The following is a 24,673-nucleotide window of genomic DNA, read 5'->3' as shown; positions in this document are numbered from 1 at the left end:
GTTATCAGCCGACCATAAAAGACAGGGCTCGGCAAAGGCAAGCGCAGGTGGCGAGTACATCGTTCCATATTATTGAACAAACTGTCCGCTTCCGTTTATCTTTCCACAACGAGAGAAAAGAGCGACATAGAGGCATCCGAGGTCCACAGGGTGCCGGGGGCACCACGATCTCCAGAGCCATTCAAACGGAGACAAAGTCCATGTCGAACAACGTCATCATCCTGATTGCCCGCATCCTTCTTTCCTTCATGTTCATCTTCGCCGGCTTCGGCAAGGTTACCGATCCGGCTTCCACCGCCGGCATGATCGCCGGCGCCGGCCTGCCGGCTTCCACGGCGCTCACCTATCTCGCCGGCCTCTTTGAACTGGCAACCGGCATTGCCGTGCTCGTCGGCTTCCAGGTGCGCATCGTCGGCTGGCTTCTCGCTGTCTTCTGTGTCTTCACCGGCGTTGTCTTCCACCTTGCACCGGTCAATGTTCCGGACTTCCCGGCAGCTGCTAACGGCTGGATCAACGGCCTGAACTTCGTCAACTTCCTGAAGAACATCACGCTTGCCGGCGCCTATATCATGCTCGCCACCAATGGCGCAGGCGCTTACTCGCTCGACGCCCGCCGCGGCGCCTACGCGGCTGCCTGATACAAGCCAACACCCTCCCAGCATAAGAAAACCCGCCGTCATCCGACGGCGGGTTTTTTCATGCCTTTTCGAATGATATCAAAGGGCGGCGCGCACGGCCTCGATGATTGCCTGCACAGCGGGCTCGCCGGCATGGCTCTCCTTGCGGGCGCGCACGAGGCAGGCCTGCGAATGCAGGATGACGCCGTCCTGGAGCACCTTCAGGTGGTTTGCGCGCAATGTCGAGCCGGTCGAGGTGATATCGACGATGATATCGGCCGAGCCGGATGCGGGAGCACCTTCGGTCGCGCCCAGGCTTTCGACGATACGATAGAGCTGGATGCCGTGCTGGCTCGAAAAGAACTGCTGGGTCAGCCGCCAGTATTTGGTGGCGATGGCAAGGCGCCTGGAGTGACGGGCGCGGAAATCGGCGGCGACATCGCCAAGATCGGCCATGGTCTCGACGTCAAGCCAGATCTCAGGCACGGCGACGACGACATCGGCATGGCCGAAACCGAGGCGGGCGCAAAACTCGACGCGCTTGTCCACCTCGGCAAAACCTTCCCGCATCAGATCCTCGCCGGTGACGCCGAAATCGACGGTGCCGTTGCCGAGTTCGCGGGAGATTTCGGAGGCCGAGAGGAAGGCGACTTCCACATCGTCCCAGCCTTCGACGCGGCCGCGATAGGAGCGGTCGTTACCAACAGCCGTTATCGGCATGCCGGCGCGCTCGAAGATCGCCGACGCGTCGTCTTTCATCCGGCCCTTGGAGGGAAGCGCGATGGTGATGGTCATGCGGCTGCCCTTTCGGTTTCGATGCGGTCGAGCCAGAAGGAGAAGCCGACGGCCGGAATGCGGTCCGTCGCACTGAGGAAGGTCAGCAGCCGGTCGAAGCGGCCACCGCCGGCGAGAACCGCGGCCGAGCCCTCCACCGTCACCTCGAAGACGAGGCCGGTGTAATAATCGAGCGGTCGCCCGAAGGCGGCGCGGTAGCTGAGGCCGGATAGATCAACGCCGGTGTTTGCGAGGGCGGCGACGCGGCCGTCGAAGCGGGAGAGCGCGTTGCCGAGTTTCAGACCGGCAGCATCGGCGAAGCCGGCCAGTGCAGCGGAAGCGTTGACGAGTGGCACGTCGAGCGACAGGAACTCTTCCAGCACATGGAAGGCCGCGTCGTCGAGGCGCGTTTCGGAAAGGATGAGCTTTTCCTTGAGCCTCCGGGCGATCTCGAGCGGCGAGCGGCCGGCGTTCGTCGAATAGCCGGTCTTCTGCATTTCCTGCTCGATATGGGCGACCAGCGCCTGTTCGTCGCCGGAGGCAACAAGCCGTGCAATGTCGTCGTCGAGTCCGGTCACGAATTGCGGGCTGACGAGGCTCGCAAGCAGCGCCTCCAACTGCGTCATGTTGCCGAAAGCGTGGATCAGACGCTTCTGCCAGCCGAGCGGCAGGCCGAGCGCCTGCACGACCGCTTCGAACACTGCCTGATCGCCCAGCGTCACCGACAGGCGCCGGCCCGGCAACAGGCGGGCGAGAATGCCGGTGGCATCGCCGATGGCGCGGGCATCGGCGCTCGCGATGTTGATATCACCCAGATCCTCGATGCCGGCCTGGTAGAATTCGTTGGCGCCATCGCGGCGTTGGCGGAAAACCTCGCCCAGATAGGCATAGCGTTTCGGCGTGCCGGTCGCCGTTTCGATGTGGCGCAGACAGACGGGGATGGTGAATTCGGGACGCAGGCAGAGGCTGGCGCCGGTTTCGCTCTCCGTCATGAAGATGCGGCGGCGCAGATCCTCGCCGGCAATGTCGAGGAAGGGTTCAGCCGGCTGAATGACAGGCGTGTCGATGCGCTCGGCTTTGCGGGCGGTAAATTCGGCAAGCAGGTCGTTGGCGAAGTCGGGGAGGTTGATCAGGGGCATGGTGTCGCTCCTGGGAAAAGTCCCCTCCCCAACCCCTCCCCACAAGGGGGAGGGACTAACACGCGGCGATCGCCGAAACAGATTAAGCGCGCGCTGGGTGAAGCGAAGGTTGAGTTGGGCACAGCGGCGCCACGTGAAGCCCCTCCCCCTTGTGGGGCGGGGTTGGGGAGGGGTTTACTGGCCATTCGCCGCCGCCCTCTTCCGATCCTCCGCCTGCGCGGCCAGGATTTCCCTGACCTTGGCGACGAGGTCGGCTTCCGGCATGGTCTCCTGCGCCACGCGCGCCTCGCGCCAACTGGCATTGTCCTCGATTTCGCCCGAGAGCCGCTTGCCTTCGATGAGATCCTTGATTTGCACGACGCCGCCGGCGCGCTCGTCGCCGCCCTGAATGATGGCGACGGGGCAGCCGCGGCGGTCGGCGTATTTCAGCTGGTTGCCGAACTTCTTCCAGTTGCCCTGGAACATCTCGGCGCGGATGCCGGCGGCACGCAGTTCCTGCGTCATGCGCTGATATCGGCCCATCGCCTCGACATCGCCGTCCATGACGGTCACCAGCACCGGCTCGATGACCTCGCTCGCGCCAAGCTTGCCGAGGTTCTTCAGCGCCGTCATCAGGCGGGAGACGCCGATCGAAAAACCGGTGGCCGGAACCGGCTGGCCCATGAAGCGGGAGACGAGGCCGTCATAACGCCCGCCGCCGCCGACCGAACCGAAAACGACCTTCTCGCCCTTTTCGTTGGTGACGTCGAAGGTAAGTTCGGCCTCGTAGACCGGGCCGGTGTAATATTCGAGGCCACGCACGACCGAGGGGTCGATCTTGATGCGGTCGGAGCCGTAGCCGGCGCTCGTGACGAGCGCGCCGATGAAATTCAGCTCCTCGACGCCTTCACCACCCCTGGAGGTTCCGGCAACGAGCTCGGCGAGGCGCGCAGCACTTTCGGCATAGTCCTTGATGCCGACGAAGAAGAGCACCTTGTCGATCTGCTCCTGATTGAGACCCGCGCCTTTGGTGAAGTCACCGGATTCGTCCTTGCGGCCGGGACCGAGCAGCAGCGACACTCCTTCCGGGCCGAACTTGTCGAGCTTGTCGATAGCGCGCAGCACGTTGAGCCGCTGGCCGGCCTTGTCGTCGCCGCCGAGACCGATCGCCTCCAGCACGCCATCCAGAACCTTGCGGTTGTTGACGCGGATGACGTAATCGCCGCGCTTGATGCCGAGGGCTTCCAGCGTATCGGCCATCATCATGCACATTTCGGCATCAGCCTGAACGCCGGGCGCTCCGACCGTATCGGCATCGAACTGCATGAACTGGCGGAAGCGGCCCGGACCCGGCTTCTCGTTGCGGAAGACGTAACCGGCGCGATAGGTGCGGTAGGGCAGCTGGATCTCGTTGAAATTCTCGGCGACATGACGGGCGAGCGGCGCCGTCAGGTCGTAACGTAGCGACATCCATTGCTCGTCGTCGTCCTGCAGCGAGAAGACGCCCTCGTTCGGCCGGTCGCTGTCGGGCAGGAACTTGCCGAGCGCATCGGTATATTCGAACAGCGGCGTTTCCACAGGGTCGAAACCATAATGCTCATAGACTTCCCGGATCTTTGCCGTCATCTCGTTGACGGCGCGGATATCGGCGGCCGTCCGATCGACGAAGCCGCGCGGCAGGCGGGCCTTGAGCTTTTGCGGTTTCTTCTGCTTGTCGTTCATTTCCGGGGATTCCACTGACTGGGACAGTGGCGGTTTCCTAGCGGATTGGGCGGGGAGCGGCAAGGGCGAAGGGTCTTGAGGCCGCAGGCAGAATCGATTGAACGAAAGGCATCCATCAGAAATGTGGATATGCTCATGATCACCGAGGCTCTTCTTTATGCCGCGACATTTCCGCTGACAGGCAAAGCCCATCGAAAATTCATCCACTACTCGGTCAATCTCTGGTCGCGAGCCGGGCGCTGCGCCCGGGATTGGGCCGAACATGAGGAGATGAGCCGGAATGCGATCCGGGCGGCATCAGCCGGTCTCAGGCAGAAGCGGACAGCCGTGGTGCTCGGTTCCGGCCTGTTGCGGGATGTGCCGATCGAGGAATTGGCGAAAGATTTTGACACCGTCGTTCTGGTCGATCTCGTTCATCTCGCATCGGTGCGCCTGTGGCTTGCGGTCAAGAGCTATCGTAATGTCAGGCTGATCGAGCGCGATCTCTCGGGCTATGACGATCTTGCCGCGGGCCGCGAATCTGAACCGCTCGGTTTCCTGCGCAACGTTCCCTATCTCGATTTCGTGGTTTCGGCCAATCTGCTATCGCAGATCGCTCGCGGCGTGAAACGGCGGCACGAGGCCGAGGCCGGACGAGTGCCTAAAGACACCGTGGAAAGACTGATCGCGGCGCATTTGGCCGGACTTTCCGGACTTTCCTGCTCCAGCTGCCTGGTGACCGACATTGCCTACGCCGTTATCGACCGCAACGGCAAAACGCATGAGGAGGCCGACCTGCTGCACGGCGTTTCACCCCCACCTGTAAATGCGGCCTGGACATGGCCGGTTGCGCCACTTGGCGAGGAAAGCAAGGATTACCGGATAGAGCACAAGGTCATTGCCGCCTGGTGACCGGGATGTGACCACCGGTCGGCTTGGCTTGTATCAGGCATTCGCCTATAAGGCGGTATGCGCGCTCTCGCTCTCATCACGATGGTTTTCGGCTGGCTGGTCTACAGCGCCATGTCCGCGTGGGCGGGCTGCCCGACATGCGCGTCGATGAATATGCCCGTGGCCGAAAGCGGCGGCATGCACCATGAGATAACGGGCATGAAAATGCCCGGACCGGCGGGCAAGTCCAATCCCTTGAAAGACCCCTGCGCCGCCGGTGGCTCGGCCCATATGCCGCTTTGCGCCGCCTGTCTTCTGCTGCCGCCGACGGTGGCGGTCATGGCCGACGGAAAGTCTATTTTCGGCTATCCCGCGCCGGCGCTTGCGCGCGCCCTTGATGACAATAAGCCCGCTCCGCAGGCGCCCCCTCCCCGATTGTCCTGACACCGCATTCTCCGTGCAGAACGGGCGGCTCCGGCTGCCCTCAAAATCCATTGTCAGACAGAGGAAGGAACTCTCATGTCTTTGAAAATCATTGCCTTATCCACGATGCTCGCCATCGTTGCCACCCCCGTCCTTGCGGAAGACATGTCCATGGACATGAGCAAGCCGATGGGCAACCACGAAGCCTCCAGCCACGCTTTCAGTGAGGCGAACGACAAGATGCATAAGGATATGATGATCAAATATAGTGGCGATGCCGACACGGATTTCGTCCGCGGGATGATCCCCCATCATCAGGGGGCCATCGACATGGCAAAAGTCGAACTTCAATTCGGAAAGGATCCCAAAATCCGCGAGCTCGCCGAAGCCGTCATCAAGGCCCAGGAAGCAGAAATCGCGGAGATGAACGCCTGGCTCAAGGCCCACGGCAAGTAGTCGATCGTTCTTGAAAGAGGAACGCCGGAGATATCCGGCGTTCCGCAACAGCTGCCAGGCCGCCCTTTTCCTGGCGTTGGCGTCAGTCCTTCGGCTCGAAATCGGCCGGGCGGCGACCGGCGCCCTGCCGCGCCAGCATCCAGCCCGGATATTCGGGAGCAAGCGCGCTCACCTCGTCGAGCCTCGTCATATCGTCAGCATCGAGCTTCAGCTTGACGGCGGCCAAGTTCTGGTCGAGCTGGTCGACACGTTTGGCACCGATGATGACTGACGTGACGAAAGGCTTGGCGAGGATATAGGCGAGCGCCACGGTGGCGACGCTGACGCCGTGCTTGCCGGCGATCTCACGCATGACGGCGACGCAGGCCCAGGCCTTGTCCTTGTCGACGGGCGGGAAATCGAAACTGGCGCGGCGGCCCTCGCCGTTGCCAGGCGCGCCCGGACCGTATTTGCCGGACAGCAGGCCGCCGGCAAGCGGCGACCAGACCATCAGGCCAAGCTTTTCCTCCTGCATCATCGGCACGATGTCGCGCTCGAGATCGCGGCCGGCGATGGAATAATAGGCCTGCACGCTCTCGAAGCGGGCAAAGCCGCGGCGCTCGGACAGGCCGAGCGCCTTGGAAATGCGCCAGGCCTGCCAGTTGGAAACGCCGATATAGCGCACGAGACCACGGGAAACGAGATCGTCGAAGGCGCGCAACGTCTCCTCGATCGGCGTCACCGTATCGGTCGCGTGGATCTGGTAGAGGTCGATGTGATCGGTCTGCAGGCGCTTCAGGCTTGCCTCGACGGAATCCATGATGTGGCCGCGCGAGGCGCCGCGGTCGTTCGGCTTGTCGCCCATCACACCATAGACCTTGGTGGCGATGACAACGTCCTTGCGGGGCACATCGAGGTTCTTCAGCGCCTGGCCGAGCAGCCTTTCGGACTCGCCGACGGAGTAGACGTCGGCCGTGTCGATGAAATTGACGCCTGCGCTGAGCGAACGCTCGACGATCCGGTCGGCGGCATTCTGGTCGACGTCGGCGATGGCGCCCCAGAGGTTGCCTTGTGTGGCTTCACCGAAGGTCATCGTGCCGAGGCAGATTTCCGAGACGAAAAGTCCCGTATTTCCGAGTTGATTGTAACGCATGGTCGAAAAATTCCTTTGTGTCTGCCGCAAGAGGGGCTTGCGAACTCAAGAACTTCATCTTTTGATTATTGGCCTGCGCATGACGGGCACAGCCGTGGCTGGCTGCAAAGTGAGGCGATTTTCATGTAGTGCGGCATTGGCGCTTTTCAACGTCGCGCTACTGCATAATTCCTTAAATCGAAAATCGATTTTAAGGATAAAATTATGCAGCAATTCAAAGTGTTACAGCGTCCTTTGCGCATCTGAAGGATGCGCGGCGCTGTAAAGGCAGATGCCCTTGTCTCGACACAGGCGACCGATAGATTGCCGGCCTTATTTCAAGAGGTGCGCATATGGCGACGCGACCACTGACCACCATCGGCTTCGATGCCGACGACACACTCTGGCAGAACGAACAATATTACCGACTGACTGAAGAGCATTTCACCAGGCTCCTTGCCGATTTCGCCGAAGGGCCGAAGATTTCCGAACGGCTGCTGGAAGCCGAAAAGCGCAACCTTCGCCATTACGGCTTCGGCATCAAGGGTTTCACGCTGTCGATGGTCGAGACCGCGATCGAGATCACCGAGGGCAAGGTTCCAGCGAGCGTGATCGCCAAGATCCTGGATACCGGCCGCGATCTTCTCAGCCACCCGGTCGAAACCATGCCGCATGTGCGCGACACGCTGGAGGCGCTTGCCGGCAAATACCTGCTTGTCATGATCACCAAGGGCGATCTCTTCGATCAGGAGCGCAAGCTCGCCCAATCCGGGCTCGGCGACTTCTTCGATGCCGTCGAGATCGTCTCCGACAAGACAGCCGTCACCTATCGCCGCATCTTCGCCAGGGTCGGCGATGGGCCGGAGCGAGCGATGATGGTCGGCAATTCGCTGAAATCGGACATCGTGCCGGCGATCGCGGCCGGCAGCTACGGCGTCTTCGTGCCGCATGAACTGACCTGGGTGCTGGAGCATGTCGACGAGCCGACGGAAGCGCCGCGTTTCCGCAAGATCGGCCATCTCGGCGAATTGCGCGACCTGATCGACCGGCTCGCCTGAGCGAGATGCCCCTGCCTCACTGCTTGGCGGGCGCCTTCGGAAAGAGCGACGGCCGCTCCAGCTCGGCCGGCTTTTGCGGCTGCTGCGGGGCGGCCAACGGCTCGATCAGGATGCTGAAGGGAGCGCCGAGGCCGCGGCGCGGCGAGACCTTGGAATAATAGGGGCGCAGCAGCCAGGTCGTATTTTCCTTGACCGTCGTCTCGAAGCTCGTGCCGTCCTCGTCCGTGCCGAAGAAGGCTTCGTCATCCGGTTTCGATAGGTCGAAGATCGCCAGGAAGGCGAACTTGCTCTTCGTGGCAAAGCTGATCTTCATGTGCTGTCCAGCGTGCACCGGCAGCGTATAGACGTGGCTGTTGCCGAACTTCGTCCAGCCCTTCAGCTGCATGGTGACGGCCGGGAACTGCAACTTCTCCAGCTTCTCGCCGGGATTGAGCTGCGGCGCCTGCGCCATGGCGGAGGCCGTCAGGAGGAGCAGGGCAGCGGCTGTAATCAACGTTCTCACGGAGTGATCTTTCATGGACGAACCAGGGCGGCGCGCATCGCCTCGACCTCGGGCCGGCAATAGCAGCCCGCCAGATGATCGTTGACGAGGCCCATCGCCTGCATGAAGGCATAAACTGTAGTCGGACCGACAAAGGTCCAGCCGCGCTTCTTCAGATCTTTCGAAATGACCACGGATGTCGGGGTCGTCGGATTGGCGACGATATGATCGCGGTCGACGATCGCCGGCCTTTCGTTGTGGCCGGGCTCGTAGCGCCAGAAGTAATGGGCGAGCGAGCCGAATTCGTCCCGGAGCGCGATGGCGCGCTTGGCGTTGTTGATCGTGGAAACGATCTTGCCGCGATGGCGAATGATGCCGGCATCGGCAAGGCAGCGGGCGACATCTTCCTCGCCGAAGAGGGCGACCTTCTCGAAGTCGAAGCCGGCGAAGGCGGCGCGGAAGTTCTCACGCTTGCGCAGGATGGTCAGCCAGGAGAGGCCCGACTGGAAGCCCTCGAGGCAGATCTTCTCGAAGAGGCGGATGTCGTCGATGACGGGGCGGCCCCATTCCTCATCGTGATAGCGGAGATAATCCGGCAGATTGGCGTGCCAGTGGCAGCGGCTCCTGCCGTCCTCGCCGATGATAATGCCCGTCGCGCTCATGTCCGCTTCATTCCCCGGCGTTCGCTTCGTTCTCCGGTCGTGATTCCGGCTTTACCATTTGCAAACCGTCTTTCCAAACCGAACGGTAACCCTGACGAAAAGTTTATTCGACCGATCGGCTTTTCATGATTCGATCTTTACCATTCGCTGGCGGATAGGGTGGCAGCGTCTTTGCGGGCGGAACATCTCCGCCCGGGGCGGACATGCTCCGCCAGCACATTTTCGGTCATTTGTAGAGAGTTCGTCCGATGATGAAACACCTTGTTCTTGCCGCTGCCCTCGTCGGCATCTTCTCCACGACGGCCATGGCGGACGATCGCTACGCCACCCGTCCACCCGTCGTGCTCAGCCCCGATCTGACCGCGCCATGGATCAACCAGCTCGGCGGCGGCACGGTTCGTCCCGTCGTCTACCAGCGTCCGGTCGTCCAGACGCAGCAGCGTGGCCTTTTCCAGCGCCGCATCATCCGCCAGGCGCCGCAGGTTGCGCCGCAGACCGTTTCGGCGATCAATCCCGGCATCCCGTCGATCCGCCATCCGATCGAACCGCAGTTCCTGCCTCAGATCGTCGATTACGACACCCAGGAAAAGCCCGGCACTATCGTCATCGATACCAACAACCGCTTCCTCTATCTGGTGATGGAAGGCGGCAAGGCGCGGCGCTACGGCGTCGGTGTCGGCAAGCCGGGCTTCGAGTGGGCAGGCGCCCACAAGATTACCCGCAAGACGGAATGGCCGGACTGGACACCGCCGTCCGAAATGGTCAGCCGTGAAGCCGCCAAGGGCCACTACCTGCCGGCACGCATGGACGGCGGCCCGGAAAACCCGCTCGGCGCGCGCGCCATGTATCTCGGCTCGACGCTCTACCGTATTCACGGCACCAACGCGCCCTGGTCGATCGGCAGCGCAGTCTCCTCCGGCTGCATCCGCCTGCGCAACGAAGATGTCGTCGATCTCTACGACCGCGTCAGCGTCGGGACTCGCGTCATCGTCATGTAACGACGGCGCTGTATTTTGGGAGCCGCAAGAACAGGCGGCTCCTTCCCCCAAAAATGCTGTATCCGTCAGCACCGATCTTGAATCGGGCAGAAGTTCATGTAGCTTCGAGCGGATTTTGCTTGAGGGGAATCGACCATGATCAAATTGATGCCAGGTCTGGCTGCGGCCGGACTTGTCCTGTCCTTGATGTCTGCGTCCGCCTTTGCCGCACCCGCCGGCTCCACTCCTGACAACGCACAGCGCCCGGCGCAGATCGTCCGTGTGGCGCAGATGCCGAAATATGTGAAGCCGGAGTTCAAGCGCAAGAAAGTGCGCCTGGTTACGACGGAAGTGGCCGGCACCGTCATCATCGATACCAACAACAAGTATCTCTACCTCGTCGAAGGCAACAACCGCGCCACCCGCTACGGCATCGGCGTCGGCCGCGACGGCTTCGGCTGGTCGGGTGTCGTCAAGATTGGCCGCAAGGCCGAATGGCCGGACTGGACGCCGCCGTCCGAGATGCGCCGACGCGAAGCCGCCAAGGGACACATCATTCCCGCTTTCCAGGAAGGCGGCGAGGATAACCCGCTTGGCGCCCGCGCCATGTATCTCTACCAAGGCGGCCGCGACACCATCTTCCGCATCCACGGCACCAACCAACCCTGGACGATCGGCCTCAACATGTCTTCCGGCTGCATCCGCATGATGAACGCTGACGTGACGCATCTTTACGACCGCGCGCCTGTCGGCACCAAGGTGATCGTCATCGGCCCCGGCAACAAGCAGGGCAAGGTTGCCTTCGAAGACAAAGGCATCGACGTGCTGCGCACGCTCTTTGGCGGCTGAGCAACACCTGAGAAAAAAATTAAGGCGTATTTTATCGCGCCTTTTATTAGCCTTAGACATTACGGCCGAAAGCTGGCACACCTGCCTCAGAGTCGACATAATTGAAATACGGGGTATTCAATGGCCTATGCGCTTCGCTCCTCCGCTTCCCTGCTTGCGGGCATCGCGTTTTTCACGATCTGTTCGGCAGCTTCAGCATCGGCGGAAGATCTGCAGTTCTCCATTTACGGCGGTTACCAGACCGCCCCACACAGCGGCGTCGATCTCTCGGACGGCACGCATTTCACCGCCGGCTGGGAAGGCAAGTCCTTCGGCAGCCCGCCTTATTACGGCGGTCGCGTCACCTGGTGGCTCGAGAATTTCAACAAGCCGAACTGGGGTATCTCGCTCGATTACACCCATGACAAGGTCTATGCCGACGACGACACGCTCGAAAAGACCGGTTGGTCGCATTTCGAATTCACCGACGGCCTGAACCTGCTCACCGTCAACGGTCTCTATCGCTTCCAGGATCCGACCCGTCGCTGGACGCCCTATCTCGGCGCCGGTATCGGCGTGAACATTCCGCATGTCGAAGTGATTCGTCCCGAGGGCAAGACCTGGGCTTATGAATTCGGCGGCGTGACGCTGCAGGCCCAGGCCGGCGTCGATTTCAAGGTCACCGACCGCTGGTCAACCTTCGTTGAATACAAGGGCACCTATTCGCGCATCGACGTTCCGATCGACAGCGGTATGGACCTGAAGACCAACATCTTCACGAATGCCGTCAACGTCGGCGTATCGTTCCACTGGTAATAGAATAATAGAAATAGAGCGCCGCGCATCCGATGGGACGCGCGGCGCTTTGTTGTTTTCGGATTCCGATTTCGGGATTGTCCGCTTGTCGTGGCGCTATTTCGTGCCGCAGCTGACCTTGCCCTCGACGGCGTAGGGTTTGCTGCCTCCTTCGATCGTCAGGGAATAGGTGCCGCTGAAATTTGCCGCAGCCTTACCGCGCTCACCGGCAACCACCACCAGATCCAGCGTTACGCCACCGGTATCGTCACCGCCGGGATCGAAGACCTCCAGAAGCAGCTCGCCGTCGCGCGACCAGTGATTGGTCAGATGCCGCGATTCGAAAACACGTTTTCCGAAGATCGCCGATTGGCTCTCATCCTTGACGGCCAGCGCGCCGCGGAAATGGTTGAGCCGATGGCCGCCATTGCTTTCGAAACCGCTTTCGAGCGTGAACCGTGCTTCCTTGTCATCGGCGGAACAGAAATAATGGCTATCCGCATGAGCCGTGCCTGCCGCGCCGAGCAGTCCCGCAAGCACTATCATCCCACGCCACATCGCCTAAACTCCCGAGACCGGCCCGGCGGGCCTTCGCTAAGTTGAGACTAACGGCAAACCTGTTAATTTTTCCGGCACAGCGCCGCCATAGGCCCAATCGAGAAGCTCGACCGTGTGCAGGATCGGAATGCCGGCGGCGGTGGCGATCTGTGTGATGCAGCCGATATTGCCGGTGGCGATGACATCGGCCTTGGTGGCCTCGATGTTCTTGACCTTGCGCGCCTTCAGCGCCGCCGAGATCTCCGGCTGCATGATGTTGTAAGTGCCGGCGGAGCCGCAGCAGAGATGGCCTTCGGCGGGATCGCGCACCGTAAAACCCGCCGCCTTCAGCAACTGCTTCGGCGCCAGCGTGATACGCTGTCCATGCTGCATGGAACAGGCGGAATGATAGGCGACCGTGATGCCCTTCGGCATGTGCGCCGGCAAGTCGAGCGTTGCGAGATATTCGGTGACGTCCTTGGCGAGCGCCGAGACTCTCGCGGCCTTGGCGGCATAGGCGGGATCGAGGCGCAGCATATGGCCGTAATCCTTGATCGTCGTGCCGCAGCCCGAGGCAGTGATGATGATCGCGTCGAGGCCCTCTCCTTCCATCTCGCGCGTCCAGATATCGACATTGGCGCGCGCGCTGGCAAGCGCCTGCTCGGCTCGGCCCATGTGATGGACCAGCGAGCCGCAGCAGACCTCGCCTTCCGGCACAACGACCTCGACCCTGAGCCGCGTCAGCAGCCGGATCGCGGCCTCGTTGATCCCGGGATCGAGCACCGGTTGGGCGCAGCCCGTCAAGATGGCGACCCGGCCGCGCCGCTCCGCCTCAGGCGGATAGCTGCCGGGTTTTGCGAAGGCCGAAGCAGCGGGGATGCGCCGCGGCGCCAGCGCCAGCATGGCGGCGAAAGGTTTCAAAGCGGAGCCCCGTATCAGGCCTGCGACGGGCCGACCGAGACGAGCGAGATTGAGCGCCAGCCGGAAACGGCCGGGATAGGGCAGAACGGCGGCCAGAATGGCGCGCGTCAGCCGGTTCATGAAGGGCCGCTTGTAGGTCTTTTCGATATGGGCGCGGGCGTGGTCGACCAGATGCATGTAGTCGACGCCGGAGGGACAGGTGGTGACGCAGGCAAGGCAGGAGAGACAGCGGTCGATATGGGTGACGACTTCGGCATCGGCGGCACGGCCGTTTTCCAGCATGTCCTTGATGAGATAGATGCGGCCGCGCGGGCTGTCGAGCTCGTTGCCGAGCGTCACATAGGTCGGACAGGTGGCAGTGCAGAAACCGCAGTGGACGCACTTGCGCAGGATCTGCTCGGATTCGGCGACATCAGGATCGAGGAGCTGGGTCGGAGTGAAGTTGGTTTGCATCTAGCGGGATCCCCCAGGGATAGTGGAGGTGGTGCTTGGGGCACCCCCCTCTGTCCTGCCGGACATCTCCCCCACAAGGGGGGAGATTGGCAAGAGGGTGGACCATTGCTCCCTCGCTGCCGCGTCGGAGTTGCACTGTCCGAGTTGTTTGGGGAAGCCATCTCTTCCATCCGATCTCCCCCCTTGTGGGGGAGATGTCCGGCAGGACAGAGGGGGGTAATCCGCGCGCAGCTTCATCTTCTCCCTCACCCCATCTTCCCCGGATTGAATATGCCGGCCGGGTCGAATTTCTCCTTCACCCGACGCGACAGCATCGCCACCGCCTCAGGCTCCCGATGGAAGGCTGACGTGACCGCCCTCGCCTCAGCCGATGCACGGATCAGCGTCGCATGGCCGCCGCCGAGCGCCTTGATGAAGCGACGGACCAGTTCCGCTTCGGGGCCGGCCTCCATCCGCATCCAGACGAGGCCGCCCTGCCAGTCGTAGAAGGCGTCGACGCCGGCTTCGAGGCGAAGGGCCGCGACCAGCTGATGGCCGGTACCGGGAGCGACCGAGACGCGCCAGACCGGCCGCGTCGTGCCGTCGGCATAAGGCAGCACGTCGCGGATTTCCTGCCATAGCCTACGGCTTTCCGGCTGTTCCAGCCGCGTGACCTTAGCGAAGGCGGACATTGCCGCCGCAAGCTTTTCGACGCGCACGTCGACCGAGCCGACCAAGCCCTCGATGCGCAGAACCGTCGCCTCGCCCTCGGGCAATTTGCCGGCGAGGAATTTCCACGTCACCGTCAGCGGCAGATGAGCGGCACCCGAGACCTCCACCGGCAGTGCCATCGCCACCGCCATGGCGTTTGCCGCTTCAGCGTCGTTGAGGCCCGACAGAACCACGGTGCACTCCGTCTTCGGGCGCGGCGGCACGCGGAAGGTGACTTCGGTGAGGAAACCCAGTGTGCCATACGAGCCGGCGATCAGCTTGACGAGATCGAGACCTGTGACATTCTTCATCACCCGGCCACCGGCCTTGATGACTTCCCCCTTGCCGTTGATGAAGCGTACACCGAGGAGGCTGTCGCGAGCAGCGCCCGCAATGAGGCGGCGCGGGCCGGAAACATTGGCGGCGAAGACGCCGCCGATTGTCGGCTCGCCCGATCTGCCCATAACCGGGCGATGGTCCATCGGCTCGAAGGCGAGCATCTGGCCACCTTCGGACAGCGCCGCCTCGACCTCGGCAAGCGGCGTACCCGAGCGGGCTGTCATGACCATCTCGCCGGGATTGTAGGCGACAATGCCGGAAAGCCTGGTCGATCGCAGCCGGTCTTCGGCGGAAACGGCATTGCCGAAACCCGACCGCGTATCGCCGCCACAGACCGCGAGCGACCGGTTCGTCGCCGCATGTGCGAGGACGATCGCCGCTGCCTGTTCCTCGCTAGTCGGCATCAGATCGATCATACGGCGGGACGCCCTTCGAGCGGGAAGACCTTGGACGGATTGAGGATCCAGCCGGGATCGAAGGCGGCGCGCACCGCCATCTGCTGGGCAAGATCAGCCTCGGAATATTGGTGCCGCATCAGGTCGCGTTTCTCGATGCCGACGCCATGTTCGCCGGTGAGGCAGCCGCCGGCATCGACGCAGAGCTTCAGGATATCGTTGCCCGCCGCCTCGGCGCGGGCGGCATCCTCCGGATCGTTGGCGTTGAAGAGGATCAATGGGTGCATATTGCCGTCGCCGGCGTGGAAGACGTTGGCGACGCGCAGGCCGTAATGGTCGATGATCTCGGCCGTCCGCTTCAGCACATGGGAAAGCTGGCTGAGCGGCACGGTGCCGTCCATGCAGATATAATCGGCGATGCGGCCGGTGGCGCCGAAAGCGGATTTGCGGCCCTTCCAGATCAGCGCCGCCTCGGTCGCCGACTGGCATTCGCGCACGGTCTTGACGCCGTGCCGGCGGGCGATCTCGACAATGTCCTTCAGCGTGGCGTCCATTTCCGCTTCCGAACCCTCGACCTCGACGATCAGCAGCGCGCCGACATCGAGGGGATAGCCGGCATGGGCGAAGGCCTCGCAGATCTCGATCGCCGGCTTGTCCATGAATTCGATCGCAACGGGAATGATGCCGGCGGCGATGACATCGGCAACGCAGGCGCCAGCCTCCTCTGAAGCTTCGAAACCGAAGAGCACGGGGCGCGCGCCTTCCGGCTTGGCGATCAGCCGCACCGTTGCCTCGGTGACAATGCCGAGCTGGCCTTCGTGGCCACAGACTAGGCCGAGCAGGTCATAACCTGCCGCATCCAGCGCCTTGCCGCCGAGTTCAATCACCGTGCCGTCGACCAGCACCATTTTGACGCCGAGCAGGTTGTTTGTGGTGACGCCGTATTTCAGACAGTGGGCGCCGCCGGAATTCATGCCGATATTGCCGCCGATAGTGCAGGCGAGCTGAGAACTCGGATCGGGCGCATAGAAAAAGCCGTCTGCGGAAACGGACTCGGAAATGTTGAGATTGGTGACACCGGCCTGAACCACGGCGACGCGGTTCGGCAGGTCGATCTCGAGGACACTGTTCATCTTCGACAGGCCGAGCACGACGGCATCCTCCTGCGGAATGGCGCCGCCGGAGAGCGAGGTGCCGGCGCCGCGCGGCACGACGGGGATGCCGTAGCGATGGCAATAACGCATGATCGCCGAAACCTCTGCTGTCGTGCGTGGAAGAGCGACGGCAAGCGGCAGGCGACGATAGGAAACGAAGGCATCGGTCTCGAACGGCACCAATTCGCGCGCCTCATGCACCAGGCATTCCGGCGGCAGGAGGTCGGTCAGATCGGCCACGATCTGGGCTCGGCGCACCAGGACATCGGCGCGCGGGGCGAGAAACGAAATGGCGTCGGACATGGCGTTCTCCCTGGCCCTGACGACGGAAAATGACAGCGGGAACTGGCCCGCAAACCTCCCTGCCGCGGCCAACCGGCTTAGCACTTTCCCGAAAGCGGCGCAAATGCTAAGCACTTATGCCTAAAGGGGAAAAAGTCGCAAACCTCATGACCAATCTGGGTGATCTCGAAATCTTCGCCAAGGTCGTCGCAACAGGAAGCATGTCGCTGGCAGGGCGCGCGCTCGGCTTTTCCCCGGCCGTCGTTTCCAAGCGGATCAAGCGGCTGGAGGATCGGCTCGGCACCCGGCTTCTGCAGCGCACGACACGGCAGATCTCGCTGACGGAAGCCGGACAGGGTTTCTATGACCGCGTTCTCGGCATTCTTGCCGGTTTGGAGGAGGCGGAATTCTATATTTCCGGCCGCTCGGCGCAGATGCACGGCACGCTGAAGATCTCGGCGCCGACCTCCTTCGGGCGCATGCATATCGCGCCGCATCTGAAGGCGTTCATGGAGGCGCATCCGGGGCTTGCGATCAACCTGGTGCTGACGGACGAATTCTCAGACATCGTCGGAGGCGGCTTCGATCTGGCGATCCGCATCGCCGAGCTGACCGATTCGAGCCTCGTCGCCCGCCGGCTGGCGCCGGTGCGCCGGCTGCTCTGCGCCTCGCCGGATTATCTTGCCGCGCATGGCGAGCCCGGGCATATCGACGACCTGAAACACCATCGATGCCTGCCGGCGCACAATAACGACACCTGGCGGCTGAATGGACCGGATGGAATGCTCAGCCTCAGGCCGGAGGGCATGCTGATCACCAATTCCAGTGAAGTGATCCGCGAGGCTGTCATCGCCGGCCTCGGAATCGCGTTGCGCTCCACCTGGGATATCGGCGAAGAGCTCAAGGCCGGCCGGCTGGTGCAGGTGCTGCCGGCCTATGAGGGCTCGCACAATGTCGCGCTCTCGGCCGTCTATCCCAGCCGGCAGTTCCTTCCGGCCAAGGTGCGGCTGTTCATCGATTTTCTGGCAGAGCTTTACGGCCCCGTTCCCTACTGGGAGCAGTAGCGCGTCATCGCGATCGACTGATCCCAATCCGCCCGGAGAATTAACGCGCCAGATCGAGGTAGGCGTTGGCCACCATCTGATCGATATCGTGCGGTACAGGCCCGATGCAGGATTCGACGCCGGCCTCGCCTTTGGCGACACGCTCCAGGCAGCGGGCCTGAAGGGTGAAGCCGAGATCCATCGATTCGACGGTATTGCCGAGCGGCCGCGGGCCGGCGAGATTGGCCATGTGGCCGCCGCCGAGCACATGGAATGAGCGACCGTCGCTCAGATGGAAGGTCTCGATATGATCGGCCTCGTAGCGATCGATGCTGACGACATCGGGGTGGCGGCGAAAAGCCTCGACATCGATCTCGTGCGGGAAATGGCCGCCGTTCATCAGGATCGCCCCGTCCTTGACGAGCGGCAAGTCGGCGGCCGTCACGATGCCGGCAAAACCGGTAACGGTGACGAGGATATCGGCAGAGCGGATCGCCTCGTCGCGCAGCGGCGTGACGAAACCATCGAGATGGGCTTCGAGCGTCGTCACCGGATCGATATCGACGACGTTGACTGACGAAAAGGCATTGCGGAAACAGGCGGCCGTGCCCTTGCCGCAGGCGCCGTAGCCGAAGACCGTCACGCGTTTGCCGTTGGTGGAGCGATTGGTGAAACGCAGATAGCTTTCGAACAGGCTCTGGCCGACGGCATGCCTGTTTTCTGCGAATTGTTTGATCGGGCTGTCGTTGATGACGAGGATCGGCATGTTCAGCCGCTCGCGCAGCGGCAGCAGGCGCGTTCGGCCCGAGGTCGTCTCCTCGGTGCCGCCAAGGAGATTGGCATAGGGTTTATCCGCCGCGATGGCGAAGAGATCGCCGCCATTGTCGAGCAGCAGATCCGGTTTTTCTGCGATAACCGCTTCAAGGCTCTGATGATGAGCGGCGGGATCGGTCGTTTGCGTCGCAAAGACCGTGATGCCCTGCGCGCGCAGGAACTCGACCGTTGCAGGCTGGGTGCTGTTGAGGTTGCCGGTGCAGACGAGGCGCGCCCCGCCGGCGCGAAGCGTCATCAAGAGCGCCACCGTCTTCGGTTCCAGATGGATGCCGGTACCGATCGACAGGCCCTCGAAAGGGCGCGTGCCCTCGAATTCTGCCCCTATGGCCTTGAGCAGCCGGCAGCTGCGGCCGATCCAGTCGATGCGGGTTGCGGTCTGTTCCATCATCTCTTCCCCGTTGCCTACGTTTGTAAGGTTTCTAGCGGAGCGGCAGAGCTACGAATATGGAACTAATTCTGGCGAAGGAACAGAAAATCTGCCCTTTCAGACTGAAGCCCCTGAACGGAGCAGCCAGCCGGACAAGGCGGCAAAGGCGGGCCGTTTCGCATCCGGCGTGCGACAACAGAGGCTGTAACCGGACGGCCGGGAGATGAAACCGTAGGGCGCGACCAGATGCCCGCGCTCGAGATCGTCCTCGATCGAGGCACGCGGGGCAAGAGCGATGCCAAGCCCGGAGCGGGCAGCCCCCAGCGCCAGTAACAGATCCTCGAATTCCTGCCGGCGGGAAAAGGCGACCCGCGGCGTACCGCTTTCGGCGAACCATTCGTCCCAGAGCTTCGGCACGCTGCGGCTGATGAGCACCGTCAGCGCAGCCATCGCCGCCGGGTCCGGGGATAGTGCCTTGGCAAGCGCTGGTGTCGTGACCGGGCCGAACTCATCCTCCATGAACCGCAGCGCGGTAATCCCTGCGGCCGGCCGGTATTCTCCACCCATGATTACAGCGTCCAATTCCGGGTGCATCTGCAACGGTTCGACCACGGTCATCGGCACGATATCGACCGCTATGTCGCCGAGACTGGCCTGCATATTGGCGACACGCGGCATCAGCCACCAGACCGCGAAAGCGGAAGGCACGCCGAGACGGATGCGGCCCGGCGCAACACCTTCGAGCTCGGAAGCGGCACGCTGGAGGATATCGAAAGCCGCACTCGCAGCCTCGGCAAAAGCACTGGCCTGCAAGGTCGGGACGAGCCTGCGGCCGCCACGCGTGAAGAGCTTGAAGCCGAAGTGATTCTCCAGCGTGGAAATCTGCTGGCGGACGGCGCCGCGCACCACGCTCAGCTCTTCGGCGGCCTTCAGAATACTGCCGTGACGGCAGACGGCCTCGAAGGCGCGGACGGCGTTGAGCGGTGGAAGGCGCATGATGACCACATTCACAAAATCATAGTGGATCACTATGATCTTGCCATTGATCCAAAGGCAACATCACGCCATATTGTACAGCTGTGCAACGTGACGCATTCGGGACAGGGTGCGGCGATTTTATGAGCCTGCCCCAGCTCGATTTTTCCTATGAAACAGCGATCAAATCGCGTTTCGGAGTGTCTGCGGCTTTGGATTGTGTAAGCTTTCTATGATACACGTATATAAGTGATTCCTAACAACAACTGCTAAAGGTGACCCGACAATTGACTCTTCTCGCCCGACTGGCTTCCGACGTGCAACTGATGTTCCGGCGTCCGCCGCGACAGCAATATGGTGCGATCTGTTACCGGGTGAAGAAAAAGAGCGGTGACGTCGAGGTTCTCCTGCTGACGAGCCGCGACACCGGTCGATGGGTCATTCCCAAGGGCTGGCCGATGAACGGGAAGTGCGCCCACGAGGTCGCCGCGCAGGAAGCCCTTGAAGAAGCCGGCGTCCGCGGCACGGTCGAGACGGAAACGCTCGGCGCCTACACCTATCCGAAAATGCTGCGCGACGGAGTGCAGGTGATCTGCAAGGTGCAGGTCTATGCGCTCGAAGTCACCGACATGGCGAAGAACTTCAAGGAAAAGGGCGAACGTACCATCGAATGGGTCTCGTTTGACGAAGCAGCGGGCCGCGTGCACGAACCGGAACTCCGTCGCCTCCTCCTCGCCTTCAAGCAAAAGATGACCGACAGGCTTGCGGTCAAAGCGGTGAAGCAAATTCCGGCGGCAAAGTAAATTTCGGCGAAATGAATCCTGCCATCTTGCACTGCTAGAAAAGCAGCGTAGAAGCAGAACCATTCCCTGGGATAAAGAATGCCGCCACGTCCCGCAGTCCTCACGAAACGCACGCTCGACAAAGATCTCGAGAAGCTCACTCGTACCGAGGACGCTGCCAAACATGTCTTGCGACAACTGGTAGCGCCTGGTCTCGGGTTGATTTTTCTCGGTCTGGCCATGCTGTTTGCCGGCGTCTATGTGTTCGATCGGCCGGGAGCCGTGCTCGTCGTGGCGGCGGCAGCGCTTGCTGCCTACATGGCTATGAATATCGGCGCCAATGATGTGACCAACAACGTGGGCGCGGCCGTCGGCGCGCGCGCCATGACGATGGGCCAGGCACTGGTCATCGCTGCGATTTTCGAAATCCTTGGCGCCACGATCGCCGGCGGTGAGGTGGTCAAGACGATTTCCTCCGACATCGTCAATACCGTCCAGGTGCCGCAGGCCGCAGTCGGCTGGATCATGATGGCGGCGCTGACGGCGGCGGCCCTCTGGATCAACCTCGCCACCTGGATGAACGCGCCGGTTTCCACCACGCATGCGATCGTCGGCGCGGTGATCGGCGCCGGCATCGGCGCCGTTGGGCCGGAACCGGTGAACTGGCGAGTGATGCTGGAAATCACCGCGAGCTGGATCACGTCGCCGCTGATCGGCGGGCTGATCGCAGCCGTCCTGCTCTATCTCGTCAAGACCCTCATCGTCTATCGTGACGACAAGATCGCAGCGGCGCGGCACTGGGTGCCGGTGCTGGTCGCGATGATGGCCGGCGGCTTCATGGCCTATATGGTGCTGCAGTTGACGCCCCACGGCCGGTTTCCCTCTTTCACGATCATCCTCATCGGGATCGGCATCGGCCTGGTAAGCTGGCTCGCCGCCCGGCCGCTCATCCTCAGGCAGGCGCGCGATCTCGAAAACCGCAACAGCTCGCTGCGCGTACTGTTCCGGCTGCCGCTGATCGGTTCCGCGGCGCTGCTTTCCTTCGCGCATGGCGCAAACGACGTTTCCAACGCGGTCGGGCCGCTTTCGGCAATCGTGCATTCAGTCGGCATCGCCGGCGGCGCCGGGCATCCGCCGCTCTGGGTAATGCTGATCGGCGCCTTCGGCATCTCCGTCGGCCTGCTGCTCTTCGGCCCCCGCCTCATCCGCCTCGTCGGCGAGGAGATCACCAAACTCAACCCGATGCGCGCCTATTGCGTCGCGCTGTCGACCGCTTTCACCGTCATCGTCGCCTCCTGGTTCGGCCTGCCGGTCAGCACCACCCATATCGCCGTCGGCTCCGTCTTCGGCGTCGGCTTCTTCCGCGAATGGTACACCCGCCATTCGAAGCGTCGCATCGCGTATATCAGGCGCAAGGCGGAGAGCTTCGATATCGACGAGCCGGAAGATCCGAATATCCACGAGACGCGGCGGCGCTATCTCGTGCGCCGCTCGCATTTCATGACGATCGTCGCCGCCTGGATCGTCACCGTGCCGGTTTCAGGAGCGCTTGCGGCAATGATTTATTGGGTTATGTTCGCGCTCTTCGTCTAACGCGCGTCGCGATCTTTCAGATCAGCGTGCCGCGCTTTAGGTCTTTATTTTCTAGCATGTCTCGGCAAAAGCGTTTCACGCTTTGCCTGGCAAAACCGCTGCACGCTTTTGCGAGACATGCTTCAGGACTCCGAGTTTTTCGAATGCGCGCCAATTTCCGCATGCAACGGCTTTTCGTCGACGCGCCGCTTTCCAGCGGCGCCGTCATCGAGGCGAATGCCGATCAGTTCAACTATCTCGCTAATGTGCTGAGGCTGGAGGAAGGGGCAGAAATCCTGCTCTTCAACGGCCGCGACGGCGAGTGGAGGGCTGCCCTCTCCTTCCCCACGCGCAAGCGCATCCTGCTGACCGCAGCCGAAGAGACGCGGCCACAGCCCGCGCCCTGCGACCTGCACTATCTCTTTGCGCCGCTCAAGGTCGGTCGCATGGATTATCTCGTGCAGAAGTCAGTCGAGATGGGAGCCGGCCTGCTGCAGCCGGTCATGACCCAGCACGTGCAGGGCAAGATCACCAATCTCGACAAGCTGCGCGCCAATGTCGTCGAGGCGGCGGAGCAATGCGGCATTCTCGGCATTCCTGAAGTCGCCGAGCCGGTAAGGCTTCTTGATCTGCTCGACCGCTGGCCGAGCGAGCGCCGCATCATCTATTGCGACGAGGGCGATGCCGGGCAAAACCCGCTGCCGGTGCTGTCGGCGATCAGGGAAAGGCATCTGGCCCTGCTCGTCGGGCCGGAAGGCGGCTTTTCGGAGGAAGAACGCGCGCGGCTTCGAAGCCTCGATTTCGTCACCGCCATTCCGCTCGGACCGCGCATCTTGCGGGCCGATACGGCAGCCGTTGCGGCGCTGGCGGTGGTCCAGGCGGCGATCGGCGACTGGAACTAAGGTCGAAACGGGTTGACATGGAAATCGCTGCTGTTTTTTTGATGCGTCGTTGAAACAATTTCACTTGCAACATACGTGGCTTGGGTCCTAATCACCTTCCAATTGCCCGCCCCCCTGGGCGCCTTTCCGGATACAGGTACCCCCGCATGGCCCGCGACACTACCGACCAGACGCCACTTTCTTCGGTCCAGGAACTGACCGACTATCTCGCCGCGGGCAACAAGCCGCGGGAGCGCTTCCGGATCGGCACCGAACACGAGAAATTCGCCTTCTTCCGCGCCGACAACAGCCCGGTTCCCTATTTCGGCGATGCCAGCATTTCCGCCCTGCTCACCGGCTTGCAGAAGAAGTGCGGCTGGGAGCCGATCACGGACGGCGGCAACATTATCGGCCTTGCCGAGCAGAACGGCATGGGCGCGATCTCGATCGAGCCCGGCGGCCAGTTCGAATTGTCTGGCGCGCCGCTTGAGACGATCCACGAGACCTGCAGGGAATCGAACCAGCATCTGGCGACGCTGCGCGAGATCGCCGAGCCGATGGGCATCCGCTTCCTCGGCATCGGCGGCAGTCCGAAATGGACTTATGCGGAAACTCCGCAGATGCCGAAATCGCGCTACGAGATCATGACCCGCTATATGCCGAAGGTCGGCACCAAGGGTCTCGACATGATGTACCGCACCTGCACGATCCAGGTGAATCTCGACTTCTCCTCGGAAGCCGACATGCGCAAGAAAATGCGCGTCTCGATGAAATTGCAGTCGCTGGCGACCGCTCTCTTTGCATCCTCGCCCTTCACCGAAGGCAAGCCGAACGGGCTGCTCTCCTGGCGCGGCGATATCTGGCGCGATGTCGACAACCGGCGCGCCGGCCTGCTCGATTTCACCTTCCGCGACGATTTCGGCTTCCGCGACTATGCCGAATGGGCGCTCGACGTGCCGATGTATTTCATCGTCCGCGACGGCCACTATCACGACTGTACCCATGTCACTTTCCGCCAGTTCATGAACGGCGCATTGAAGGGCGAGGTCGCCGATCCGGCGCCGACGATGGGCGACTGGACGAACCACCTGTCCACGCTCTTCCCTGACGTGCGGCTGAAGCGTTTCCTCGAAATGCGCGGCGCCGACGGCGGGCCGTGGCGGCGCATCTGTGCGCTTCCGGCTTTCTGGGTCGGGCTGCTTTATGACGATGCAGCGCTTGAGGCCGCGGACGAACTGACGAAAGACTGGAGCTTTGCCGAGGTCGGCGTCCTGCGCAATGCCGTTCCCGCCGAAGGATTGAAGGCTGAGTTTCGCGGCCATCCGCTTTTCGACGTGGCGCGCGAGGTGGTCGGCATATCAAGGGCCGGCCTCAAGGCGCGGGGCAAGCTCAACCGCGAAGGCCAGGATGAGAGCATCTTCTTGGCGCCGCTCGACGAAGTGCTCGCCAAGAAGGCAACGCTCGCCGAGGATCTGCTGGCGCTCTACAATGGCCGCTGGAACCGCTCGGTCGAGCCTGTTTTCGAGGACTATCAGTACTGAGCCTGCTCCGGGTTT

At 62.3% G+C, this 24,673-nt stretch carries 25 protein-coding genes; 13 read left to right on the top strand and 12 right to left on the bottom strand.

Translation table 11 applies throughout. From position 1 onward, the window contains the following. The first annotated feature begins 200 nt into the window (after positions 1–200). On the top strand, positions 201–638 hold the full coding sequence (locus tag EFD55_RS06940; RefSeq protein ID WP_125843875.1) for a DoxX family protein: 438 nt from the start codon (positions 201–203) through the stop codon (positions 636–638). A 78-nt stretch (positions 639–716) separates the two neighbouring features. Here EFD55_RS06940 and hisG read toward each other — a convergent pair whose 3' ends face one another. From hisG to hisS, 3 genes are all read right to left on the bottom strand, one after another. Next, entirely contained in the window at positions 717–1,412 is a 696-nt protein-coding gene (gene hisG / locus EFD55_RS06935; RefSeq protein WP_125843874.1) for an ATP phosphoribosyltransferase, read from the bottom strand. Further along, positions 1,409–2,530 carry an ATP phosphoribosyltransferase regulatory subunit gene (locus EFD55_RS06930; RefSeq protein WP_125843873.1) on the bottom strand — a complete coding sequence of 374 codons (1,122 nt, stop codon included), beginning with the start codon at positions 2,528–2,530 and terminating at the stop codon, positions 1,409–1,411. The genes hisG and EFD55_RS06930 overlap by 4 nt, the downstream gene beginning before the upstream one ends. 174 nt (positions 2,531–2,704) lie before the next feature. Beyond that, positions 2,705–4,231 (bottom strand): histidine--tRNA ligase, encoded by a 1,527-nt coding sequence (gene hisS / locus EFD55_RS06925; protein ID WP_125843872.1) that lies wholly within the window; start codon positions 4,229–4,231, stop codon positions 2,705–2,707. Between the two features lie 129 nt (positions 4,232–4,360). Between hisS and EFD55_RS06920 the strand changes: the two genes are divergently transcribed. From EFD55_RS06920 to copM, 3 genes are all read left to right on the top strand, one after another. Then, a complete protein-coding gene (locus EFD55_RS06920) occupies positions 4,361–5,122 on the top strand; it encodes a hypothetical protein (protein ID WP_183736674.1) in 762 nt (253 codons plus the stop codon). 57 nt (positions 5,123–5,179) lie between these two features. Then, positions 5,180–5,545 carry a hypothetical protein gene (locus tag EFD55_RS06915; RefSeq protein WP_125843871.1) on the top strand — a complete coding sequence of 122 codons (366 nt, stop codon included), beginning with the start codon at positions 5,180–5,182 and terminating at the stop codon, positions 5,543–5,545. A gap of 75 nt (positions 5,546–5,620) precedes the next feature. Then, positions 5,621–5,980, top strand: a complete 360-nt coding sequence (copM, locus tag EFD55_RS06910) for a CopM family metallochaperone (RefSeq protein WP_125843870.1) — start codon at positions 5,621–5,623, stop codon at positions 5,978–5,980. A gap of 82 nt (positions 5,981–6,062) precedes the next feature. Here the strand turns inward: copM and EFD55_RS06905 are convergent, their stop codons facing one another. Next, complete coding sequence (locus EFD55_RS06905) at positions 6,063–7,112, bottom strand: aldo/keto reductase (protein WP_125843869.1); 1,050 nt, start codon at positions 7,110–7,112, stop codon at positions 6,063–6,065. A gap of 332 nt (positions 7,113–7,444) precedes the next feature. Here EFD55_RS06905 and EFD55_RS06900 point away from each other — a divergent pair, with 332 nt between their 5' ends. Beyond that, the gene (locus EFD55_RS06900; RefSeq protein WP_125843868.1) at positions 7,445–8,149 is read left to right on the top strand and encodes an HAD family hydrolase; all 705 of its coding nucleotides are present in this window, start codon (positions 7,445–7,447) and stop codon (positions 8,147–8,149) included. A 16-nt stretch (positions 8,150–8,165) separates the two neighbouring features. Here the strand turns inward: EFD55_RS06900 and EFD55_RS06895 are convergent, their stop codons facing one another. Both EFD55_RS06895 and EFD55_RS06890 read right to left on the bottom strand, forming a co-directional pair. Next, positions 8,166–8,666: a hypothetical protein gene (locus EFD55_RS06895; protein WP_125843867.1), complete on the bottom strand. Its 501-nt coding sequence runs from the start codon at positions 8,664–8,666 to the stop codon at positions 8,166–8,168. Further along, positions 8,663–9,292 carry a DNA-3-methyladenine glycosylase I gene (locus EFD55_RS06890; RefSeq protein WP_125843866.1) on the bottom strand — a complete coding sequence of 210 codons (630 nt, stop codon included), beginning with the start codon at positions 9,290–9,292 and terminating at the stop codon, positions 8,663–8,665. The genes EFD55_RS06895 and EFD55_RS06890 overlap by 4 nt, the downstream gene beginning before the upstream one ends. A 248-nt stretch (positions 9,293–9,540) precedes the next feature. On the opposite strand from EFD55_RS06890, the gene EFD55_RS06885 reads away from it, so the two are divergent. The 3 genes from EFD55_RS06885 (at position 9,541) to EFD55_RS06875 (ending at position 11,913) form a co-directional block, all read left to right on the top strand. Next, complete coding sequence (locus EFD55_RS06885) at positions 9,541–10,290, top strand: L,D-transpeptidase (protein WP_125843865.1); 750 nt, start codon at positions 9,541–9,543, stop codon at positions 10,288–10,290. 135 nt (positions 10,291–10,425) lie between these two features. After that, a complete protein-coding gene (locus EFD55_RS06880) occupies positions 10,426–11,118 on the top strand; it encodes a L,D-transpeptidase (RefSeq protein ID WP_125843864.1) in 693 nt (230 codons plus the stop codon). Positions 11,119–11,238: 120 nt separating this feature from the next. Beyond that, on the top strand, positions 11,239–11,913 hold the full coding sequence (locus tag EFD55_RS06875; protein ID WP_125843863.1) for an outer membrane protein: 675 nt from the start codon (positions 11,239–11,241) through the stop codon (positions 11,911–11,913). Between the two features lie 96 nt (positions 11,914–12,009). Here EFD55_RS06875 and EFD55_RS06870 read toward each other — a convergent pair whose 3' ends face one another. From EFD55_RS06870 to EFD55_RS06850, 4 genes are all read right to left on the bottom strand, one after another. Beyond that, positions 12,010–12,450, bottom strand: a complete 441-nt coding sequence (locus tag EFD55_RS06870; RefSeq protein WP_125843862.1) for a hypothetical protein — start codon at positions 12,448–12,450, stop codon at positions 12,010–12,012. Between the two features lie 36 nt (positions 12,451–12,486). Next, entirely contained in the window at positions 12,487–13,803 is a 1,317-nt protein-coding gene (glcF, locus tag EFD55_RS06865) for a glycolate oxidase subunit GlcF (RefSeq protein WP_125843861.1), read from the bottom strand. A gap of 245 nt (positions 13,804–14,048) precedes the next feature. Beyond that, on the bottom strand, positions 14,049–15,248 hold the full coding sequence (locus EFD55_RS06855) for an FAD-binding protein (RefSeq protein WP_125843860.1): 1,200 nt from the start codon (positions 15,246–15,248) through the stop codon (positions 14,049–14,051). After that, positions 15,245–16,684, bottom strand: coding sequence for an FAD-linked oxidase C-terminal domain-containing protein (locus EFD55_RS06850; RefSeq protein ID WP_125843859.1), 1,440 nt, complete (start codon positions 16,682–16,684; stop codon positions 15,245–15,247). The genes EFD55_RS06855 and EFD55_RS06850 overlap by 4 nt, the downstream gene beginning before the upstream one ends. Before the next feature lie 146 nt (positions 16,685–16,830). Here EFD55_RS06850 and EFD55_RS06845 point away from each other — a divergent pair, with 146 nt between their 5' ends. Beyond that, a complete protein-coding gene (locus EFD55_RS06845; RefSeq protein ID WP_125843858.1) occupies positions 16,831–17,727 on the top strand; it encodes a LysR family transcriptional regulator in 897 nt (298 codons plus the stop codon). A 40-nt stretch (positions 17,728–17,767) separates the two neighbouring features. Here the strand turns inward: EFD55_RS06845 and EFD55_RS06840 are convergent, their stop codons facing one another. Next, complete coding sequence (locus EFD55_RS06840) at positions 17,768–18,925, bottom strand: adenosylhomocysteinase (protein ID WP_125843857.1); 1,158 nt, start codon at positions 18,923–18,925, stop codon at positions 17,768–17,770. Between the two features lie 99 nt (positions 18,926–19,024). Then, positions 19,025–19,936, bottom strand: a complete 912-nt coding sequence (locus EFD55_RS06835) for a LysR substrate-binding domain-containing protein (protein ID WP_125843856.1) — start codon at positions 19,934–19,936, stop codon at positions 19,025–19,027. Between the two features lie 233 nt (positions 19,937–20,169). Here EFD55_RS06835 and EFD55_RS06830 point away from each other — a divergent pair, with 233 nt between their 5' ends. The 4 genes from EFD55_RS06830 to EFD55_RS06815 all read left to right on the top strand — a co-directional run bounded on the left by EFD55_RS06830 (position 20,170) and on the right by EFD55_RS06815 (position 24,658). Next, positions 20,170–20,685, top strand: coding sequence for an NUDIX hydrolase (locus tag EFD55_RS06830; protein WP_125843855.1), 516 nt, complete (start codon positions 20,170–20,172; stop codon positions 20,683–20,685). 78 nt (positions 20,686–20,763) lie between these two features. Next, a complete protein-coding gene (locus tag EFD55_RS06825; RefSeq protein WP_125843854.1) occupies positions 20,764–22,257 on the top strand; it encodes an inorganic phosphate transporter in 1,494 nt (497 codons plus the stop codon). A 143-nt stretch (positions 22,258–22,400) separates the two neighbouring features. Then, the gene (locus tag EFD55_RS06820) at positions 22,401–23,138 is read left to right on the top strand and encodes a 16S rRNA (uracil(1498)-N(3))-methyltransferase (RefSeq protein WP_125843853.1); all 738 of its coding nucleotides are present in this window, start codon (positions 22,401–22,403) and stop codon (positions 23,136–23,138) included. A 146-nt stretch (positions 23,139–23,284) separates the two neighbouring features. Continuing rightward, positions 23,285–24,658 (top strand): glutamate--cysteine ligase, encoded by a 1,374-nt coding sequence (locus tag EFD55_RS06815; protein ID WP_125843852.1) that lies wholly within the window; start codon positions 23,285–23,287, stop codon positions 24,656–24,658. The last annotated feature ends 15 nt before the right edge of the window (positions 24,659–24,673 follow it).

The organism is Rhizobium pisi (genome assembly GCF_003938655.1).
Lineage (GTDB): Bacteria > Pseudomonadota > Alphaproteobacteria > Rhizobiales > Rhizobiaceae > Rhizobium > Rhizobium pisi.
The sequence above is the reverse complement of the archived record's forward strand: the minus strand, read 5'-3'. Positions and strand labels throughout refer to the sequence as shown.

Coding starts and splice junctions, on each gene's coding strand:
- EFD55_RS06880 (WP_125843864.1), top strand. CDS start 10,426: ATGATCAAATTGATGCCAGGTCTGGCTGCGGCCGGACTTGTCCTGTCC.
- EFD55_RS06845 (WP_125843858.1), top strand. CDS start 16,831: ATGACCAATCTGGGTGATCTCGAAATCTTCGCCAAGGTCGTCGCAACA.
- EFD55_RS06815 (WP_125843852.1), top strand. CDS start 23,285: ATGGCCCGCGACACTACCGACCAGACGCCACTTTCTTCGGTCCAGGAA.
- EFD55_RS06920 (WP_183736674.1), top strand. CDS start 4,361: ATGCTCATGATCACCGAGGCTCTTCTTTATGCCGCGACATTTCCGCTG.
- EFD55_RS06895 (WP_125843867.1), bottom strand. CDS start 8,666: ATGAAAGATCACTCCGTGAGAACGTTGATTACAGCCGCTGCCCTGCTC.
- glcF (WP_125843861.1), bottom strand. CDS start 13,803: ATGCAAACCAACTTCACTCCGACCCAGCTCCTCGATCCTGATGTCGCC.
- EFD55_RS06875 (WP_125843863.1), top strand. CDS start 11,239: ATGGCCTATGCGCTTCGCTCCTCCGCTTCCCTGCTTGCGGGCATCGCG.
- EFD55_RS06890 (WP_125843866.1), bottom strand. CDS start 9,292: ATGAGCGCGACGGGCATTATCATCGGCGAGGACGGCAGGAGCCGCTGC.
- EFD55_RS06885 (WP_125843865.1), top strand. CDS start 9,541: ATGATGAAACACCTTGTTCTTGCCGCTGCCCTCGTCGGCATCTTCTCC.
- EFD55_RS06905 (WP_125843869.1), bottom strand. CDS start 7,112: ATGCGTTACAATCAACTCGGAAATACGGGACTTTTCGTCTCGGAAATC.
- EFD55_RS06915 (WP_125843871.1), top strand. CDS start 5,180: ATGCGCGCTCTCGCTCTCATCACGATGGTTTTCGGCTGGCTGGTCTAC.
- hisG (WP_125843874.1), bottom strand. CDS start 1,412: ATGACCATCACCATCGCGCTTCCCTCCAAGGGCCGGATGAAAGACGAC.
- EFD55_RS06840 (WP_125843857.1), bottom strand. CDS start 18,925: ATGGAACAGACCGCAACCCGCATCGACTGGATCGGCCGCAGCTGCCGG.
- EFD55_RS06820 (WP_125843853.1), top strand. CDS start 22,401: ATGCGCGCCAATTTCCGCATGCAACGGCTTTTCGTCGACGCGCCGCTT.
- EFD55_RS06850 (WP_125843859.1), bottom strand. CDS start 16,684: ATGTCCGACGCCATTTCGTTTCTCGCCCCGCGCGCCGATGTCCTGGTG.
- EFD55_RS06870 (WP_125843862.1), bottom strand. CDS start 12,450: ATGTGGCGTGGGATGATAGTGCTTGCGGGACTGCTCGGCGCGGCAGGC.
- EFD55_RS06855 (WP_125843860.1), bottom strand. CDS start 15,248: ATGATCGATCTGATGCCGACTAGCGAGGAACAGGCAGCGGCGATCGTC.
- copM (WP_125843870.1), top strand. CDS start 5,621: ATGTCTTTGAAAATCATTGCCTTATCCACGATGCTCGCCATCGTTGCC.
- EFD55_RS06825 (WP_125843854.1), top strand. CDS start 20,764: ATGCCGCCACGTCCCGCAGTCCTCACGAAACGCACGCTCGACAAAGAT.
- EFD55_RS06940 (WP_125843875.1), top strand. CDS start 201: ATGTCGAACAACGTCATCATCCTGATTGCCCGCATCCTTCTTTCCTTC.
- EFD55_RS06900 (WP_125843868.1), top strand. CDS start 7,445: ATGGCGACGCGACCACTGACCACCATCGGCTTCGATGCCGACGACACA.
- hisS (WP_125843872.1), bottom strand. CDS start 4,231: ATGAACGACAAGCAGAAGAAACCGCAAAAGCTCAAGGCCCGCCTGCCG.
- EFD55_RS06930 (WP_125843873.1), bottom strand. CDS start 2,530: ATGCCCCTGATCAACCTCCCCGACTTCGCCAACGACCTGCTTGCCGAA.